We start from the raw sequence: 18,044 nt of genomic DNA, 5'->3' as shown, positions 1-18,044 counted from the left end.
AGAACGCGCCCCCCTCCAATAGTGTGCGTAATAAGCATTTATTCATGCTTGTAATGCATATCACTCTATGCCACCATAGCCTTCAGACACCATTTGCGAACTGCCCAGGAAGAGGCTTCCCTTGAAAATTGCAATGAAATCAGTCCGCAAGCTGCGCGTGCATTGGCCCATAGCTTCGGAAACTTTCTCGCGGCTCGCCAGGGGCGACGCAGAAGCATTCAAAGATGAGGCCGGCATCGCGGCCCTGCTCCGGGCTTCGTCGGAATCCCCTGACTTAGGGGATTTTGGCAACTACAGGCATGTATTCGAATCCGGCCTGGGCTTCGAGGGTTTCACCTGCACTGAAGGCGCTAACCCTACGTTGGGGCAGGTGGGGCAGCGGACAATTTCGCCTACCTTGGTCTTCACGACGTATTTCGATGCGGCGCTCCCTGACGCCGCCGTGGAACGCTTCCTGCAGCACATCGTGGATATCCATCCCTGGGAGGTACCGGTCATCGAACTGACAGGCCCGGTCAGCGTCTCCAGCACAGCCCTTCCCGCACTCTTTGAGAGCGAGGCCGCATCATGATTGAAGCCACCACGGCCGGACTTTGGGACGGTCTGCAGGCGTTGCTGGCGGGCAGGTCATTCACCGATCTGACGCACGCCTTCCACCCCGGCCAGCCGCATTTCCCGGCCTTCCCCGACGAAATCAGGGAGGCGGTCTTTGACCTGGAGAAAGGCGACGGTTTCACCGCTCACCGCTATTCGATCATCGGCCAATGGGGTACGCACGTTGACCCTCCCTCGCATTTCATCCGTGGGGGACGGACCTTGGACCAGATTCCTGTGGAGGACATGGTCCTTCCACTGGCCATCCTCGACATCACCGCGCGGGTCACCGCAAATGCGGACGCCACTCCTACGATGGAGGACGTCCAGGCATGGGAGCGCCGCAACGGTGCCATCGCCCCCGGGGCCTTTGTGGCGTTGCGGACAGGGTGGAGCCATCGTTGGCCCGACGCCGACGCCATGGCAAACAGGGACGATAAGGGGGCCAGCCACACGCCTGGCTGGTCCCAGGAAGTCCTCTCCTTCCTGATCGAGGAGCGGTCGGTAACAGCCGTCGGCCATGAGCAGACAGACACAGACCCGGGACTGGCTACGTCCCGCCAGGATTTCAGCTTGGAGACCTATGTCCTGGCGCGGAACCGGTGGCAGATCGAGCTGATGGCGAATCTGGACGGACTTCCAGAAGCCGGCGCGATCCTCATTGCAAGCTGGCCGAAACCCCTGCACGGCAGCGGCTTTCCAGCCCGTGTCTTCGCCATCCACTAAGACACGGTCTCCAGTGACTAGAATCGGATCCATGTCTAAGACGTCCAGCATGGGCCGGGGAATCATGGCTGTCCTCGCGGTGGGCTCCCGCAACGCAGAAGGCCTGTCTGGCGGAACGGTCGCTGATATAGCAGCCGATCTGGGCAGGGACCGCAGCCAGGTTTCGCGCAGCCTGCGGACCGCCGAGCAGGAGGGGTTTCTGGCACGCGGAGACCACCGGTCCTACACAATGAACTGGTCGCTCCTGACAGACGCACAGCTGTTGACAGAGCAGCGGCTGCAGACCGACGGCGTAACCGCCCTGGAAGGCTTGGCCGGTGAAACTAACGAAGGATGCTTCCTTGGAGTTATGAGCGGAAACAGTACTGTCACCATCGGTGAGCGTGTTCCGGCAAGTAGCAACATGGTCGGTTCGTGGCTGGGCCGGCCCTACCCGGCGTATTGTAGCGATGCCGGCCAGGCCCTGCTGTGGGAAGCCTCGGACGCCGAAGTCCGAACCATTTTCTCCGGCGTTCCCTTCGTGCGCCATGGCCCCAATACACCGCTTGACGTCGAGGACTTCCTGTCACGACTGCGCGGGGCGCGAGCACGGGGGTACTCCGTTGTCGACGAGGAAGCCGAACCAGGACTTTACTCCCTGGCCGTTCCGATTCGCGACTTCAAGGGCGATGTGGTGGCAGCGCTTCAGGTCGTCGGCGCCAAGACACGCTTGGAGCCGCGCCTGGAGCTATGCGCTACGGCTCTCGTGTCCTGGGGAAAGTGGCTTGAGTCAACGTTGGGTCACGCGGCGCCGCAGAACCGGCCCTAGCTGGCAAGGCCCTTCCGGACTGCGTTGCCCCGGGGATGGCCCTCAAAGGACCCCAGCCGCTCGGCTGCTGCCGTAAGGGCCTTTGCAATGTCACTGGTGCTGGGTTTGATCTCGGCCCGGCTGCCGAGGACGCTGAGCGCGGCCAGAATCGATCCTTCAGCGTTGCGGACCGGAACGGCCAGTTCGTAGATTCCGTGCTCGAATTCTTCCTCCGCGACAATGAAGCCCCGTGCCCTGTCCCGGTCCATCAGTTCGGCGACTTCTTGCGGCGAATGGGCCGCCCCCGGACCGCCTACGCCGATAAAGTTGACATCCTGGAGAAGGACTTCCACGGCTGGCTGTTGGTCGTCCCACAGCAAGGCCCGTCCGGAGCCGGTGCACCACACGGGCGTCACCATGCCGGGTTTCACGAAGCTGCCGGGTACCGCATCGTTACTGGAGGCCCGCAGGAGAACGACCCGGAAGCCATCACGGACGGAAACTCTGGATCTAAGGCCGAAAGAAGCCACTAACGCCTCAAGTTCGGTTTTTGATTCGCGGACCCAGCCGGTATTCAGCGCTGCGGCCAGGCTGAAAAAACGTGGACCGGTTCGGAAGGGGCCGCGTTCGACTCGCTCCAGCAGTCCCAGCTCACACAATTCCTGCGTCAGCCGTGAGACGCGGCTTTGTTCCATATCCAGCTCGGATGCGAGCTGGGAAACGCCGAGAAGCCGCCTGCCCCGCTTCTCCCTGTCTGCGACCAACCGAACTATTCGAAGTCCTTGGGCCATGGACGACGCTTCCGAGGAAGAATCCATGCTCCGTGCTCCTTCCGCCCGATGACTACGCCTATTCTCACATGTCTTCATTGTTGACCAGGACGCGGTTTCCTTGCGCCCACACAGTGTAGAGGTCAGCGAGTATCGCTGAATTCGCTGCTTCCAGTTCTGCCGGAGCGATTTCTGCGCGTCCCTGCCGCCCGAACAGCACGACTTCGTCTCCAGGGGAAACTCCCGCCACGTCGGTGACGTCGACAACCATGGAATTCATCGAAACGATGTCGACTATGGCAGCGCGTCGGCCGCGGACAAGCACGCTGCCTTGGCTGGCCAGTGCCCGCCGGTAACCATCTCCGTAACCCGCTGTCACTGATGCCAGCCTTGAGTCCCGGTCCAAGGTGTGGGTTAGCCCGTAGCCGACTTTGGTACCTGCTGCATAGCTATTAATGGAAGCGGTCCGGGCTTTGAAGGCCAAACACCGTTGGAAGCGCCCTGTTGTAGGTTCCGAATCGCCGTAGAGGACTGCCCCGGCACGGACCATGTCCAGCCACGAGCCGCGGACGTGCAGCGCGGCGTAGGAGTTGGCACAGTGGAGCAGCACGTCCTCCCGGCGCGTTCCGGTCAGTTGGAGCAGCGTCAACGCCTGACTGCGGAAACGAAGTAGAGCCGTTTCGATATGGCCGGTATCGTCCTTGGGAAAATGAGTCATGATCCCGGCCAGTATGAGCCCAGGGTGGCTCACGATCCCTACCGCAGATGCCCGCCCAAGCGTGGACGAGACGTCGAGGCTGTGCCTGCTGATCCCGGAAGCGTTGATATCGAGGTGAATGCGGATCGCCGTCCCGGCCTCGGCAGCGATCTTGTGCATCTCCCAGGCGCTCTGCGGGTCGGCAACAAGTTCTTCGACTCCGTGACGCATGCCGGCCTTGATCTCCTGCGGAGCCGCGGCACGGACACGCAAAATCCGGCCCGCAAAACCGCAGCGGCGTGCAATGCCTGCCTCCTCGTTACTTCCTACTCCGACGAAGGGAACGCCTAGACGAACAAGGGAAGGGAGTAAAAGGTCAGCTCCGTGTCCGTATGCATGGGACTTGACCACTGCGCACAGGAGCGCCCGGTTATCGATCATAGACAGGAGGTTCCGGACGTTTGACTCGAAAGCTGCTGCGTCAATCTCCAGCCGCTGCCGGCGTCGAGGCCCGAACTGCGTACGCGTTGCCTCAGGTCTTGTGAATTCATGGTTTATCCGTTGGACGGCTTCTCGGCCGGGGACGAAAGTCCCCGGCCGAGTAGCTGGGTAGGCGATGGTTGATGGCGGCATTAGGACAGTTAGTTTGCGCGCGCCTTGCGTCCGTACTTGAAGTAGAAGAAGGCGTAGCAGGCGCCAACAAAGGTAACTCCGAAATAGAGGGCTGCTACTTGGTTGGGGTCATAAGCGATGCCGATGAGCGAAATTAGGCAGAGCGAAAAGGCCAGGATGGGCACCAGCGGGAACAGCGGGGCTTTGTAGGCAAGGGCGGCGACATCGCCGCCGTTCCTGACGAAGGACCTCCGGTGGAAAAAGTGCGAGGCCGTGATGGACATCCAGACCCCGACGACGGCGAAACCTGCCACTGAAACGAGAGCCAGGTAGACCGTTTCGGGCGCAACGACGCTGCTGATGAGCGACGCAAGGCCTCCGAGCATGCTGACTGAAAGCGCGATTAGGGGGATACCGCCCCGGGTCAGTTTCTTCAGCGCCCGGGGGGCGTGCCCCTCATCGGCAAGGGAGTAGAGCATCCGTGCGCAGGAGAAGAGGCCGCTGTTTCCAGCGGAGAGGAGGGCGGTGATGATGACGAAGTTCATGATGTCGGCGGCAAAAGGAATGCCTATGGATGAGAAGACAGTCACGAACGGGCTTTCATCCAGGCCTACCTGATCAAACGGGATGGTAGCTGCGATGACAGCGATTGCTCCGACGAAGAAGATCAGCAGGCGGATGACTGTGCTGCGCATCGCTTTGGGGATGCTGGTGGCGGGGTCAGCTGTTTCCCCCGCTGCCACACCGATGAGTTCCGAGCCGGAGAAGGCGTAAAACACTGCAAGTGCAGTGACTAGGACGCCGCTGAAACCGTTGGGGAAGAGACCGCTGGAGGTGTTGAAATTCTCAAACATGAACGGGTGGCTGCCTCCCTCACTGAGCGGGTGGATGCCGAACAACGCCGCGCCACCAAGAACGATGAGGACCACGATGGCGCCGACTTTAACGATGGCAAACCAGAACTCGGACTCGCCGAAAAACTTCGAGGAAACTGCATTGAATCCGAAGAGGATCGAGGCGAAGATGACGCACCAGACCCAGACGTCAACATCCGGGAACCAGCGCTGCATGAGGAGACCGGAGGCAGTGAACTCCGATCCGATGGCCACTGCCCAGCAGAGCCAGTACAGCCAGGCCGTGGCGAACCCTGTGGCCGGCCCGATCGACCTCGCCGCGTAAATGTGGAAGGCGCCTGAGACCGGATACGCGATGGCAAGCTCGCCGAGGCAGGCCATAACCAGGTACACAACGAAGGCGCCGACCAGATAGGCGATGACCGCGCCGAGCGGTCCGGCCTGGGAAATGGTGTAGCCCGAGCTCAGGAACAGCCCTGAGCCGATCACCCCGCCCATGGCGATCATGACCAGATGGCGTGCCCCCATGGACCGCCGGAGCCCAGTGTCGGTCGACGGGGGAAACGTGGGCTGTGTGTCTAGCTGGACAGGTGATGACGGTTCCATGGTTTCTCCCAGGTGAGTGGATAGGTCTGATGCGAAAGATGCGACACATCGCCCCGGCTTGGGGGCAGGGCGCCTCGGGCTGTGCAGTGGCGGTAGTGATGAAAGTAACACGAAAACGGCTTTTGGGTCATTAAAAACATTTCAACATGCTTATGTTGCACCTAAGTTACCTCGTGACTCTGCTGCCGAATCGGCACACAGATGGTCAGTTCGCCCGGTTGTTCGGTCACAATGACATGCACTGACGGACATGGAATGCGGTGAGCATTGGAGGACCGATGTATCTGACTTAAGGAGCACCATGACCACCTATGACATTGCGCTGATCGGCTTCGGGGGCGTCAACAGGACGCTGGCCGAACTGGTCGCAACACGCGGTGACACACTTCGTTCCGAGCTGGGCTTCGGCCTGCGTGTCGTGGCCATTACCGACCTGCGTCTCGGCTCGCTGGTCCAGCCCGAGGGGATCGACCTCGGCATCGCACTCAATTTGGACGGTGGAAGCGAAACCTTCGCCGCCCATGGCGGGTCCGCGGACACCAATAACGAATTAGTTATTCGTGACTGCACCGCCGACATCATCTGCGAGGCCACGTTCACGAATCCCGACGACGGCGAGCCAGCAGTTTCGCACGTACGCTGGGGCCTCGAATCCGGCAAGAGCGTTTGCACGACGAACAAGGGCCCGGTTGCCCTCCGCGGCGCCGAACTGACCGCCTTGGCCGAACAGAACGGCGTGCACTTCGAATTCGAGGGTGCCGTCATGAGCGGCACTCCTGTCATCCGCCTGGCCAAGAAAATGTTCGCGGGGCTGAAGCTGAACGGGTTCGAAGGCATCCTCAACGGCACCAGCAACTATGTGCTCGGGCGGATGGAATCCGGACTGGGCTTCGAAGAGGCCATCAGCGAGGCAAAGGAACTCGGCTACGCCGAAGCCAATCCCGCAGCAGACATCGAGGGATACGACGTTCAGCTCAAGGTACTGATCCTCGCCAACGAGCTGCTCGACGCAGGCATCGAACTAAAGGACGTTCAGCGGGAGGGGATTTCGACAGTGACGCCGGAGAATATCCAGAAGGCAACCCGCGAGGGACGCCGCTGGAAGCTCGTGGGTTCAGCGCGGCGGAACCCGGACGGGTCAGTGACCGCAGGCGTCTCCCCCGTAGCGCTCCCCCTCGGCCATGGGCTGGCCGGAGTTTCCGGCGCAACCAATGCCGTGTCCTTCGACACCGACCTTCTGGGCCCCGTAACCGTCTCCGGACCGGGAGCCGGCCGTGTGGAGACCGCCTACGCCCTGCTCTCTGACATCATCGCAATGCACGCAGCCAGCATGGAAGTAGCCGCAAATGTCTGAATCAACGCTGTGCTCGACGGAAACGGCGCTGCCGCAGTTCCGCGACGTGATGAGCCCCTACGACGGCAGAGTGGTCGGCGCGGTTTCGCTGACCGAAGCCACCGCCGGCAATGCCGTGATCGAAACGGCCCGCGTCGGCGCCCGGAAGGCACGGGCTCTGTCCCGCAACGCACGCGGGAAGATACTGGACGGCGCCGCAACGGAGATCGAGCAGCGCAACGAGGAGTTCGCGCAAACAATTGTGTCCGAGGCCGGTAAAACGATCCGCCAGGCGCGGAAGGAAGTACTGCGCGCGGTCAACACGCTCCGCCTCTCGGCTGCCGAAGCACGCCGGAACGCCGGTGAAGTCATACCCTTTGACTCCTACGAGGGCTCAGAGGACCGCACAGGATGGTACTCCCGCGAACCACTAGGCATCATTGCCGCGATCACTCCTTTCAACGACCCCCTCAACCTGGTGGCACACAAGATCGGCCCGGCAATCGCCGGAGGAAACGCCGTGATCCTCAAACCCTCTGCGCTGACTCCCCTGTCAGCCCAGCTGCTCACGGACGCCCTCGTGAGCTCCGGCCTCCCGCCGGAAGCCCTCACGATTGTTCACGGCGACCGGGAAGTGGCCGAAAAAATCATTCGGTCCCGGGACGTACGAATGGTGTCCTTCACCGGGGGGTTCTCCACTGGGGAGAGTATCGCCCGCACGGCAGGCCTGAAGAAGCTTTCCATGGATCTCGGCGGAAACGCACCCGTGATCGTCCTGGACGATGCCCACATCGAGAAAGCCGTGGAATCCTGCGTCTCCGGAGCGTTTTGGGCCGCCGGCCAGAACTGCGTAGGGGTGCAGCGGATCCTCGTGGCCGCCCCCGTGTACGGCGCGTTCCGCCAGCGCTTCCTGGAGGCAACGGCGCGGTTGGTTGCCGGAGATCCATCGGATGAACAGACGGATGTCGGACCCATGATCAGCCCCACAGCATTGCAGGAGCTCCAGTCCAAACTGGACGTGGCCCTCGTCGCCGGCGCCGTCCTGCTCTCAGGCAACGTCACGGACGGCAATGTGCTTCAGCCGACCGTCCTGGAAGCCGTCCCGGCGGACAGCAGCCTGTGGAGGGAGGAGGTCTTCGGCCCTGTGGTCATGCTTCGTAAATTCAACACCTTCGAAGAGGCCATCGACGTCGCCAATGCCATCGAGTTCAGTCTTCATGCGGGCATATTCACCGACTCCCTGGCCAGGGCCATGGATGCGGCCCGCCAGCTCGAAGCAGGCGGCGTCATGATCAATGATTCCTCTGATTACCGGTTCGACGGCATGCCATTCGGCGGGGCTAAGTACGGGAGCATGGGCAGGGAGGGCGTCCATTTCGCGTATGAGGAGATGACCCAGCCCAAAGTCATCTGCATCAAGAACTGATCGAACTGGAGGGGCGCGGCCGAGGGACTGCGCCCCTCCAGTTCCTCGGAGCAGCCGGCACAAAACTGCGCACCACGGAAGCCCTCCCGGACGGATCAATCATTCTGGACATCGTCACCAGAAAGAACCCCTTGGATCGGGACGCAGCTCGGTCACTGCTGGACTCCGCCGTGCTGCCTGTCAGAAATCCAAACATGACCGGAGTCTGATCACTTTCACTCCGTGGCGCGGGCACCTCCGGCGCCCCGCCTGATGAAACTGGAAAGCGTCATGGCCGTCACCGTGTCCGTGACTCCGGGAATAGCAGCGATCTGCTCCCAGATCTCCTGAACCCTCTCCAGCGACCGGGCCTCGAGCCTCACCAGAAGATCAAAGTCACCGCTCACGACATCGCACAGAACCACCTCGGGAATCGACCGCAACACGGAGATGACGTCCGCCCCCCGCACCCGGTCCTTCCTGTAAACCATCAGGAAGGCGGACACCGGGCCCTGGCCCGGAGGGCCGGCAACAATCGTGTACCCCTGGATATACCCTTGCCGTTCCATCCGCTCGATCCGCTGGCGCACAGCGTTCCTCGAAAGGAGGACTTTGGTCGCCAGCTCTGCATGGCTCATGCGAGCGTTCTTCGTAAGCTCCGCAAGAATCCTCTGATCAATCTGATCAAGACTCACTCGATCCATGCCTGCCCTTCACAGCAATAATCCCCCGGACCCAACCGGTACGGAAACAACTTCAAGACCGAAGGCCTCGAAAAAATGACACTTCATCAAGCCCGGCCGTCTCTCACTGGCATTAGCTGCATCTTGTTCGACATGGACGGCACGCTCCTGGATTCGGCACCGGGCGTTACAACAAGTGCTGCACAGGCATTGGCAGCTGTGGGCGCGCCGGTCCCCAGCATGGACGTACTGCGCCTATTCGTTGGTCCGCCCATGATCGAGTCCTTCAGATCAGTCTCACAACTGGACGAAAAGACGGCCCAAAAGGCCCTCCAACATTATCGCAAAGCGTACGCCGATCATGGCGCCGAACAGTCCAGCCCCTACGACGGGATCATCGATCTACTCGAACGCCTACATTCGGCCGGCATTCCGATGGCCGTAGCCACATCCAAGGTTGAAGATCAAGCAATACGACTGGCGCGAATGTTCGGAATTGATTGCCACTTCATCACCGTATGCGGAGCGTCAGATAGCGAGGGAAGAGCGAGCAAGGCAGACGTCATCGCCGAATTACTGCTTCGGCTCCATTCCACAGGCGTAGACATCTCCAGTCCCGCAATGGTCGGAGACCGAAGCTACGACGTCGCGGGAGCAGCTATCCACGGTATCCCCACAATATTCGCACTCTGGGGATACGGGGAGGCCGAGGAAGCCTCGCAGGCCGCCGCCGTTGCTGCCTCCCCTGCGGCCCTTCTGCCACTGATCCTGGAGAAGCGCCGGCGGTCAGCCGCGCAGCATCCCTCGTGCGATGAGTCCACGAATGCGACCAGCAGTCATTCACATTCCACTGTTTGACGAGCCGTCGAAGCCGGCGTTTAGGGTTCGCACGCATTCCTCCCCGGCTGTGGAGCTCCCGCACTGGCTGGGAGAGCGCAATCGTGCCTTAAATGGGGCCGGAGACTCTCAGGGATGGACGAACTCGAGCGGCGCTAATCGTGATGGTTGTATTCGAACCGTTCGATGACAATGCTGCCGCTGGTTGCCGCCAGTCCGACAACGCGGCCGGTGAACCCGCCGGCGACCTCTGTGGACAGATACCGGCCGTCCATCCGCGCGAGCGTCGTCAGCTCGCCGTGCTCTCGAAAGCCCAATGTGACTTCGTCCGGCCCAGTATTTATGCCCGGTTGGCCCGCCAAGGGTGAGTCGTTGCCTGCGATTTCCAGCTGAAATGGTCCAGGGGCTGGGTCGATTTCCGCTGTCGCTACCACCTGTTGAAGGGGGCCGATCTGGGCCACGACCCGGATTTGGCGTCCGGAGGCTTCGATGCCATACCAATGGAAGTCGTCCATCCTCAGGAGGAACCTGACCGCCTCGTCACCCGAGAGTAGAACTGACGCGCGTGCATCCCAAACGTGTCCGAGGACCCTGGTTGCCAAGATGGGAACGCTGCCAGTCTGGCTCTGCCTGATAAGGAGACCTTCAGGGGTTTCGGCCGTAAACGAAGCCGGGTCCTGGCCGGGTGAAATCCACCGCGGGTGAAGGCTGTCTGAAGAGAAATCGTCAATAAACGAAGACCCGACGACGGGAACCTGATAACGGTCCTCATCGAACCGCGGCCAACCCTGGTCCCAGGAGATACCCGCAACATAAGTTTCTCGACCCAGGACGTGAAAGCCGGGAACAACGCCTCGGGGACGAACACCGAGGTAAACCGCGGCCCAATCACCATCGACCGTTTCGACCAGGTCCGCGTGGCCGACACTCTGGACGGGCGCCGCCATGCTGCGATGACGGAGGATGGGGTTGTTCGGATGCGGTTCGAAAGGACCTGCGGGACTGCTGCCACGGCTGACAGAGACGGCATGACCGCGTTCCGTGCCGCCTTCGGCCAAAACCAGATACCAGCAGCCGCCCGCCTCATACAGGTGCGGCCCCTCCGGGTAGGCCAACCCTGTTCCCTGCCACACCTTCCTGGGAGATTCCAAGAGGCGGCCAGCGTCGGGATCCAGCCGCGCCTGGACGATACCGGACTCATTCTCGCCGGGGCCGAACCCCACCCAGGTGAGGTAACAACTTCCGTCGCTGTCCCACGCGATATCCGGGTCGATGCCCAGCGTTCCCGGTATCTGTACTGGGTCGCTCCACGGGCCGGCAGCCTCCTTGGACCGCAACAGCAAATGACCGCCACCGAAGTCGCTCATGTTCGTGGTGACGAACCAGAATTCACCGTTGTGATGCCTGAGCGTTGAGCCGAAGATCCCGCCTGAAGGACGCCCGTCCCCAACAGCGAACTGGCTCCGCCGGGTGAGGATGTTCCCGATCTGATCCCAAGTTACGAGGTCCCGGCTGTGGAAGATCGGCGCTCCGGGGAAGTACTCAAAGCTCGACGTTGCCAGGAAATAGTCGAAGCCGACCCGACAGATTGTGGGGTCAGGGTGGAAACCCGGAATAACCGGTGTGATGGCTGCGGGAGATGTTACTTGCCGAACCTGCTCGACTGCAATGTCAACCAATGGGGCTCCGTCCGTTGCTGGCATTGACTACCCGGTCTGCGGGAGTAGAGGAATTTCAACCCTAGGATGTCCCGGCTTGCAGTCCCACCTGGACTTTCACTGGTTGGAACACCTTCCCTGCCTCACACCCGCATCACAGCCGGGGACGCCACGTCATTCAGCGCTGCCGCTGCATGGTCCAGAGCGTTGCACTAATTGGCCACGATGCCTTCAAGGGGCGCGACGGTATGTGCCCGGCTGCCTTTCGATCACATGGAAACGCCCCGGACCAGCGTGGTCCGGGGCTTGCGTGGGCGTCTGCTAGCGTCCGATGCAGACGGTGAGATCCAAATAAATATCGTTATCAGCGACAAAGCGATCCTGGAGGTAGCGGGCGAGGCTCGCGTCCGTAGCGGTGTGAACGCTTTGAGCGATCGCTCCTCGCAGCAGCGCCTGGGTGTCGGTGGATTTGACGACATCCAGCGGCGCCCACCCGCGATGACCGCCGGTAAGACGTTCTATGTCCGTGCGGAAAGAGCGCTTGTGGTCGTCGCGGACAGTAGCGCGCACGGTGAACGGGATAAAGGGAGTGGGCAATGAGGTCCTTTCACGAGGCAGCCGGTTGTCGACGCCCCGGTTAGAACAAGACCGCCGCAGCCCCCGCTATTCCCCCGAAGCAGCCAAGGAGTCCAGCATCACGGCGCCGGGATGGCACCTCCGCTATCGGCCATGGGCCACTCTGCAGGGCGAGAGTTGATAGCGGATCTTATGTAAAGCTACCACCTATTTGGTCTGTCCTCGGGCATACGAAATCCCAACCGCTTTAGGTCAACTTCGGGAGCGAGGAGACTGATGGCCAAAGACGGAGCCGCCGCTCAGGCAGTCACGGCCCTGGACGCGGGCATCAACCCCGTTTCGGCCGCCCTGCTGGGCGTCACCACAGGGGTCGGCGGGGGGTTGCTGCGTGACGTCGTCGCCAACCGGGGCCCGCAGCTCTTCAACCCCCGGGACATCTACGCGGTCCCGGCCCTACTGGGAGCGGCCCTGATCACTGCCCTGTGGCAGCTGAGCCTGTTCAACGCCGTGACAGAACTCTGCGTCGCGGCCGTGGTCTTCACCCTGCGGGTGCTCTCCCTGCAGTTGCGGTGGCGGGTTCCCCACGCTGCCCGGTCCCGGCACGGCGCGCGACCGGGCAAGACCTAGCAGGTCGGACCGGCCCGGCGTAGGTTGGGGGGGCAGGGCAGGACGCTCGAGCCGGAGGAAAGGAGACCTTGTGGCCGCGACCGAACAGATATTGCAACACTACGAGTCAATCCGCCCGGAACAGGAGGACTTCTACAAGGACCTCCACCAAAACCCTGAGCTCTCACACCAAGAACACCGCACCGCCGCCAACGTGGCGCGCAGCATGGATTCCTACGGCTTCCAAACGGAGACCGGGATCGGGGGAACAGGAGTCACTGCGGTGCTGCAAAACGGCAACGGGCCAACGGTTTTACTCCGGGCCGACATGGACGCGCTGCCCCTGCAGGAACGGACCGGCGCGGACTACGCAAGCACCATCACAGCCCAGGACCAGGGCGGGGACCGTGTGCCCGTCATGCACGCCTGCGGACACGACGTTCACGTCGCATGCCTGCTGGGCGCCTCCAGACTGCTCGCCGAGCACCAGGACAAGTGGCGAGGCACGCTCGTTGCCCTGTTCCAGCCAGCCGAGGAAACCGGCGACGGCGCCCGCGGCATGCTCGCCGACGCTCTCCTTGATCGCATCCCCCCGCCCGACGTCGCACTCGCCCAGCACGTGCTGCCCGGAGTCTCGGGCCACGTCGCCACCCGGTCCGGCCCGGTCTTATCCAGCGCCGACAGCCTCCGCATCACAGTCCACGGCCGCGGCGGCCACGGCTCAATGCCGCAGAACACTATTGATCCTGTCGTGCTAGCCGCCATGATCGTCCTTCGCCTGCAGGCAATCATTCCCCGCGAAACCCCGCCCACCGAACCTGCCGTCCTCACCGTCGGGAGCCTTCACGCCGGGACCAAGAGCAACATCATCCCCGACCACGCGGTCATGGAACTGAACCTGCGCACCTACACCGACGCCACCCGGCAGCGGATTCTCGACTCTGTCCGACGTGCCGTCCAAGCCGAGTGCGCCGCCAGCGGCTCCCCCAAAGAACCGGACTTCGAAACCTTCGACAGTTTTCCGCTCACCGTCAACGACGAGGCAACAACCACGCGCGTGGCCGGGGCCTTCAGCACCTACTTCGGTGACCGGGCCGGCAGCCTCGAGCTCCAGACCGCCAGCGAGGACTTTGGCGATATTCCGCGGACCGGCAACATCCCCTACACCTACTGGGGCATCGGCGGAACGGACCCGCAGACCTACAGGGCTGCCGTACGGGACGGCCGGGTGCTGGAGGACGTTCCGGCCAACCACTCGCCGATGTTCCTACCCGTCCTCCAGCCGACCCTGCAGACCGGCACCGAAGCCCTCGTCACCGCAGCCATGGCCTGGCTGGGCCCGGATAATTCACCACCGGCCAACGCGGCGGCCTCCTAATCAGACGAGGACGGGACAGCCGCGTCCGTGGCAGATGTTGCGTATTCAATAAACCGTGCAATCCCCCGTCGGCCCTGACAGCAAGACCCAAAACACCAGCACCAACCCGTGCACAGAACTGCGGCTTGCCTGCATTTCGCAAGACGGGAGGAATGCGTTCACAACACCGGAAGTCTGTCACTACCGCAGCCTGAGAGTCTGCCTACGCCGCCGATACCCGAGACTATGACAAGCCGCCGCTCAGAAGGGGCTACGAAGGCACGTTAGGGTGGGCACTCATCAAAGAAACTCGGGGGCATTCTGTGTTCCAGGCAGTGAGTAACGCCGCAGTCCCGCTGAAGCCGCGGCTGGGTTTCTGGCCGCTTACTCGCGGCCGGGCGCCGAGACGGTTGCGGGTGTGTGCTCGATGACGAGTGTGCTCCGGAGACTTCCTGGTGCTACCAGGCGGGCATTGCGTTCGTCATTGCCGGTTGCGCGCCATTCGGCGATGGCGGCGTCGTTGTCGAACTTCAGGTGCCGGGCGGTGAGCCGGCGCAGCCGTTCGCCCTGTTCGAGTTCCACGAACCAGGTTTCATCCAGGAGGGCTGCGACCTCGTTCCAGGGGGCCTCGTCCAAGAGCAGGTAGTTGCCCTCGGTGATGATCAGGCGTGTTTCTGGCGGGACGGCGATGGCCCCGGCGATCGCGTCGTTGACTTCACGGCGGAACACCGGTGCGAAGGTCTCCCGCGAGGTCTCTGTGCGCAGCCGGCGGAGCAACGCGACGAAGCCGGCACCGTCGAAGGTGTCCGGAGCGCCTTTGCGGTGCTCCAGCCCGCGGGACTCGAGCAGCGACTGCGCCAGGTGATATCCGTCCATGGGGACCAGGGCGACCTGCCGGGGATGGTCGGTGTGCAGGTGCTCCAGCAGCCATTCGGAGATGGTGGATTTTCCGGCACCGGGCGCCCCGGCGATTCCGAGCAGGCACCGTCTTCGCCGCTGGAGCAGCGCTTCGGCCCGGGCGAGGAGCTGCTGCTGGCCTGATTCGTCCCAGCGCAGGTATGGAGGGGTGTTCATCGCTTCTCCTTTCCGGCTCTCGCCTGGACCAGGCAGGAGGTCACCGGTGTTCTACGGCATCACGTTACATCGGCGTGGACAATGTCCACACACCCTTTGCCGGACAAACACCCGTCCACCTCTCCCCGGCCCAAGAATATGGAACGAATCGAGGACCAGAAAATCTCCCAGAAACTTCCCTCAGGTCATGCCGTCACCACAACTCCGGGACACGAATAGGTACAAGGCCGACCAGGTCCGACACCAACAGCAAGACGGGAGGCCCGAGTGATCCCAAGTCGCAGCAGGTCATGCAGTTCCAAGCGCTCCCGCCCATGAAGGAGCATGCAGCACCGCTGTCCAAGTCCAGGGAAGGAGCCGCCAGACCGCAACGGCCACCAACAAAAATGGGCCCCCGCAGGGGCCCAGAAAAGATTTGTACACGTTCAGCGGCCCACAAGCCCCTGAACAGGGAAAACACGTGCCCGAGGTGGGACTCGAACTGCATTCCTGCCCCTGCAAACACTGGGAACTCCCGGAAACATGCGGAATCCCGCCCGATCCGACCCACATACGACCCGATCCGAAGTCCAAAGCGTGTACTTTGTACACACCGCAAATTGGCCGCTTCGAAGCGCTCAGTCCAACGACCGCACCCCGCAACAAAGGCATGCGGTCCTTCTTTGTCCTGGCAGATTCTGCTCAGCTTGAGGCAGTTCTGGGGTTTCAAAATCCGAGGTCGACGGGACGCCGCAAAAGAGCCAGACGATTGCCCAGCTTCCCGGATCTTCATGATCGCTGCCACCTCCCTTCAGCCACCTCATGACCCAGCCGGCACAGATTCACATGACGGGTCAGGAAAGCAGCCAACCGGCAAAGCCCACGGACCCGGCGTCCAGCTAGCGCCGGACGAGATGCGTGGCAATAAGCCCGGCGCTGACTTCAAGCGAGACATCGCCGGCGGCCACCCCACGACGAGATCAAATGCCGCATCCGTGCTGAAGTCATGCCGGTAGCCGTTGATCCAGAGCATCAGAACCATCAGCGTTCACGCCCTTTGTTTGTTGCCGTCGATCCGAGGATGGAACCGCGCCACCGACTCCAGTAAGGCAGCTGCCTTCATCGGCAACTGCGGATGGGCTTCCGCCCAAGACCGTTGCTGCCGGCCGGGCCAATGCCGCGGCCAGGAGTCCGATGTCGCGGATATGGATCCCGTACCGGTCTAAAATCTGCAGTGCATCCTCGATTTCGAAGTACGCGGTCATGCATCCTCAAGGCGGTTCAGGAGCTCCGCGTCATGGCTCATGACGAACTCCAGACCCTCGCCGATGTGACGGCTGCGCCGGTGACGCTGGAGCACAAGCAATGCACCCTGAAGCAGCAACGCAGACTTGGAGGTGTGTTCCTCGGCAGCCAGCTGGTCCAGGCGCCGGTCCAGCTCTTCAGGAACACGCAGATTCATAGCCATGCGTTCTGGGAAATATTGGGGACGATCACGCCATCACGTCTCGGACCCGCGCGCCCTTATCGTGCAGATCTTCACCTACTTCCCGCTCTCCGCCCCCGTCACCGCCATGCTCCGCACCGGCTTCGGCACCCTCAGCCCGCTCGAGGCAACCATCGTCATCGCCGAACTCTTCATCATCGGATTCCTCATCCTCCGGCTCGCCGTGCACCTCTTCCGCTACGGGTCCATCCAATACTCGAGCAAACTCTCCATCGCCGGAACCTTCCGCAAACGCGCCCCAGCCACCGGAACATAGCGCTATCCCTGTCTGCCCCGCCGCAAAAGATGAGAGCCCCAACTAAGCGACTGCCGACAGCGAAGAGTGTCGAGGATTCTCGGGCTAGGGAAGGTTGAGCGGAATCGCGGCGAACTCAGTGATCGCCTGAGCCCATGCAGAAATCCGGCAAGGATCCCACCCATTGGACGGTGGGTCCTTGCCGGATTTGGAATTATTGAACCGAAAGCGGACTATTTCAGATTTTGGTCGTCTTTCAATGCACTCTTTCCATGAGCACCCGAAAGGAGAGCCTTAGACCTCACATTTCGGTATGCCTTGGAGGCATAGTAATAAACTATTCCCAAGGCAGCGAGGAGGAGTAGGACGAGCGGCCCGAAAGAAAGCACCGCTTCCGAAAACGTTGGGACTAGAGGGTTCATAACGGTAAATCACACGCATCCGCAGGAGACTACTCCGGGGCCGCTTGTTACGAGCCGGAGATTCCCGGACCTAGTGGAGTGGTTCCAGCCAAAGATAGTCCGAGTCACTATGACTGTAGTCTGAAAATAGCCCCTCCCGCCAGAAACGTAGTGGCTGAAGTTGCTGAAGGAGGCGCTTGTCCCGGGTTCGTAGGAGTACATGACGTATGCACTCGCATTGTTGGTGCCCAGCACCACACCGCTTCCCGTGACATACGAGCCGGTCAGGCGGACCTTGGTCACACTGACTCCCGCGAAAGTGAAGTCTGCGTCGCAGTTGGCAGTCACGTTGTACGTGGCCTGAACTGCAGCCATCGCACTCACTCCCTTAGCGGGTGACAGGCAGTCGCCGCTTCGCAGGACCTCGACGCCGCTGCCAGGACGCTGAGAGGCTTCAATGACTCCTTCACCCAGGATGATTCTGGCTAGTTCTGATTTCTTGTCTTTCCTGAGAAGGTCAAGAGCATCCAACGAGCTCTTGGCAGCGCTGTCGCCGGCGTGCGCCGCAGAAGCAATCTTCTGCCGTAGCTCAGCCAAGACCTGCCGCTCTGCCGCTCTGCCGCCGCACCCGTGGGAGCACTTACCCGGTTCGCAGAGGTTTCAGCAGGCGCATCGGCGTATGAAGGAGCGACTGTACCAGCAACCATCAGGGTTGACAGCGAAACGGCCATAAGACCGATTTTAATA

General features: G+C 61.8%; 18 protein-coding genes. 9 read left to right on the top strand and 9 right to left on the bottom strand.

Features of this window, described 5'->3' with window-relative positions:
* The first annotated feature begins 121 nt into the window (after nucleotides 1-121).
* The 3 genes from AC1DZV_RS16275 to AC1DZV_RS16265 are packed head-to-tail and all read left to right on the top strand — an operon-like array spanning nucleotide 122 to nucleotide 2,128.
* Nucleotides 122-571, top strand: a complete 450-nt coding sequence (locus tag AC1DZV_RS16275; RefSeq protein WP_476954113.1) for a hypothetical protein — start codon at nucleotides 122-124, stop codon at nucleotides 569-571.
* Nucleotides 568-1,320: a cyclase family protein gene (locus AC1DZV_RS16270; protein ID WP_476951259.1), complete on the top strand. Its 753-nt coding sequence runs from the start codon at nucleotides 568-570 to the stop codon at nucleotides 1,318-1,320. Before AC1DZV_RS16275 ends, AC1DZV_RS16270 begins: the two co-directional genes overlap by 4 nt.
* A gap of 31 nt (nucleotides 1,321-1,351) precedes the next feature.
* A complete protein-coding gene (locus AC1DZV_RS16265) occupies nucleotides 1,352-2,128 on the top strand; it encodes an IclR family transcriptional regulator (RefSeq protein WP_476951260.1) in 777 nt (258 codons plus the stop codon).
* On the opposite strand, the gene AC1DZV_RS16260 is transcribed toward AC1DZV_RS16265, so the two are convergent.
* The 3 genes from AC1DZV_RS16260 to AC1DZV_RS16250 form a co-directional block, all read right to left on the bottom strand.
* Nucleotides 2,125-2,925: an IclR family transcriptional regulator gene (locus AC1DZV_RS16260; RefSeq protein WP_476951261.1), complete on the bottom strand. Its 801-nt coding sequence runs from the start codon at nucleotides 2,923-2,925 to the stop codon at nucleotides 2,125-2,127. The two genes, AC1DZV_RS16265 and AC1DZV_RS16260, sit on opposite strands and share 4 nt — an antisense overlap.
* Before the next feature lie 37 nt (nucleotides 2,926-2,962).
* The gene (locus tag AC1DZV_RS16255; protein ID WP_476954112.1) at nucleotides 2,963-4,015 is read right to left on the bottom strand and encodes an alanine racemase; all 1,053 of its coding nucleotides are present in this window, start codon (nucleotides 4,013-4,015) and stop codon (nucleotides 2,963-2,965) included.
* A 200-nt stretch (nucleotides 4,016-4,215) separates the two neighbouring features.
* Nucleotides 4,216-5,646: an amino acid permease gene (locus tag AC1DZV_RS16250; protein ID WP_476951263.1), complete on the bottom strand. Its 1,431-nt coding sequence runs from the start codon at nucleotides 5,644-5,646 to the stop codon at nucleotides 4,216-4,218.
* A gap of 301 nt (nucleotides 5,647-5,947) precedes the next feature.
* On the opposite strand from AC1DZV_RS16250, the gene AC1DZV_RS16245 reads away from it, so the two are divergent.
* Both AC1DZV_RS16245 and AC1DZV_RS16240 read left to right on the top strand, forming a co-directional pair.
* The gene (locus tag AC1DZV_RS16245) at nucleotides 5,948-7,000 is read left to right on the top strand and encodes a homoserine dehydrogenase (RefSeq protein WP_476951264.1); all 1,053 of its coding nucleotides are present in this window, start codon (nucleotides 5,948-5,950) and stop codon (nucleotides 6,998-7,000) included.
* Complete coding sequence (locus tag AC1DZV_RS16240; RefSeq protein WP_476954111.1) at nucleotides 6,993-8,405, top strand: aldehyde dehydrogenase family protein; 1,413 nt, start codon at nucleotides 6,993-6,995, stop codon at nucleotides 8,403-8,405. Before AC1DZV_RS16245 ends, AC1DZV_RS16240 begins: the two co-directional genes overlap by 8 nt.
* A 215-nt stretch (nucleotides 8,406-8,620) precedes the next feature.
* On the opposite strand, the gene AC1DZV_RS16235 is transcribed toward AC1DZV_RS16240, so the two are convergent.
* The gene (locus AC1DZV_RS16235) at nucleotides 8,621-9,088 is read right to left on the bottom strand and encodes an Lrp/AsnC family transcriptional regulator (RefSeq protein ID WP_476850815.1); all 468 of its coding nucleotides are present in this window, start codon (nucleotides 9,086-9,088) and stop codon (nucleotides 8,621-8,623) included.
* A 75-nt stretch (nucleotides 9,089-9,163) separates the two neighbouring features.
* Between AC1DZV_RS16235 and AC1DZV_RS16230 the strand changes: the two genes are divergently transcribed.
* Nucleotides 9,164-9,925: an HAD hydrolase-like protein gene (locus AC1DZV_RS16230; protein ID WP_476954110.1), complete on the top strand. Its 762-nt coding sequence runs from the start codon at nucleotides 9,164-9,166 to the stop codon at nucleotides 9,923-9,925.
* 134 nt (nucleotides 9,926-10,059) lie between these two features.
* On the opposite strand, the gene AC1DZV_RS16225 is transcribed toward AC1DZV_RS16230, so the two are convergent.
* Both AC1DZV_RS16225 and AC1DZV_RS16220 read right to left on the bottom strand, forming a co-directional pair.
* A complete protein-coding gene (locus tag AC1DZV_RS16225) occupies nucleotides 10,060-11,583 on the bottom strand; it encodes a glycoside hydrolase family 43 protein (protein WP_476954109.1) in 1,524 nt (507 codons plus the stop codon).
* Nucleotides 11,584-11,883: 300 nt separating this feature from the next.
* On the bottom strand, nucleotides 11,884-12,159 hold the full coding sequence (locus AC1DZV_RS16220; RefSeq protein ID WP_476951270.1) for a hypothetical protein: 276 nt from the start codon (nucleotides 12,157-12,159) through the stop codon (nucleotides 11,884-11,886).
* A gap of 255 nt (nucleotides 12,160-12,414) precedes the next feature.
* Here AC1DZV_RS16220 and AC1DZV_RS16215 point away from each other — a divergent pair, with 255 nt between their 5' ends.
* Both AC1DZV_RS16215 and AC1DZV_RS16210 read left to right on the top strand, forming a co-directional pair.
* Nucleotides 12,415-12,765, top strand: coding sequence for a TRIC cation channel family protein (locus AC1DZV_RS16215; protein WP_476951271.1), 351 nt, complete (start codon nucleotides 12,415-12,417; stop codon nucleotides 12,763-12,765).
* Between the two features lie 70 nt (nucleotides 12,766-12,835).
* On the top strand, nucleotides 12,836-14,122 hold the full coding sequence (locus AC1DZV_RS16210) for an amidohydrolase (RefSeq protein ID WP_476954108.1): 1,287 nt from the start codon (nucleotides 12,836-12,838) through the stop codon (nucleotides 14,120-14,122).
* 363 nt (nucleotides 14,123-14,485) lie between these two features.
* On the opposite strand, the gene AC1DZV_RS16205 is transcribed toward AC1DZV_RS16210, so the two are convergent.
* From AC1DZV_RS16205 to AC1DZV_RS16195, 3 genes are all read right to left on the bottom strand, one after another.
* On the bottom strand, nucleotides 14,486-15,175 hold the full coding sequence (locus AC1DZV_RS16205) for a nucleoside/nucleotide kinase family protein (protein ID WP_476954107.1): 690 nt from the start codon (nucleotides 15,173-15,175) through the stop codon (nucleotides 14,486-14,488).
* 983 nt (nucleotides 15,176-16,158) lie between these two features.
* The gene (locus AC1DZV_RS16200) at nucleotides 16,159-16,419 is read right to left on the bottom strand and encodes a hypothetical protein (protein ID WP_476951274.1); all 261 of its coding nucleotides are present in this window, start codon (nucleotides 16,417-16,419) and stop codon (nucleotides 16,159-16,161) included.
* A complete protein-coding gene (locus AC1DZV_RS16195; RefSeq protein ID WP_476951275.1) occupies nucleotides 16,416-16,622 on the bottom strand; it encodes a ribbon-helix-helix protein, CopG family in 207 nt (68 codons plus the stop codon). The genes AC1DZV_RS16200 and AC1DZV_RS16195 overlap by 4 nt, the downstream gene beginning before the upstream one ends.
* On the opposite strand from AC1DZV_RS16195, the gene AC1DZV_RS16190 reads away from it, so the two are divergent.
* Nucleotides 16,621-16,917: a hypothetical protein gene (locus AC1DZV_RS16190; protein WP_476954106.1), complete on the top strand. Its 297-nt coding sequence runs from the start codon at nucleotides 16,621-16,623 to the stop codon at nucleotides 16,915-16,917. The two genes, AC1DZV_RS16195 and AC1DZV_RS16190, sit on opposite strands and share 2 nt — an antisense overlap.
* The last annotated feature ends 1,127 nt before the right edge of the window (nucleotides 16,918-18,044 follow it).

Source organism: Arthrobacter sp. P1_D12, assembly GCF_056406175.1.
This window is presented reverse-complemented; position numbering and strand designations above follow the sequence as displayed.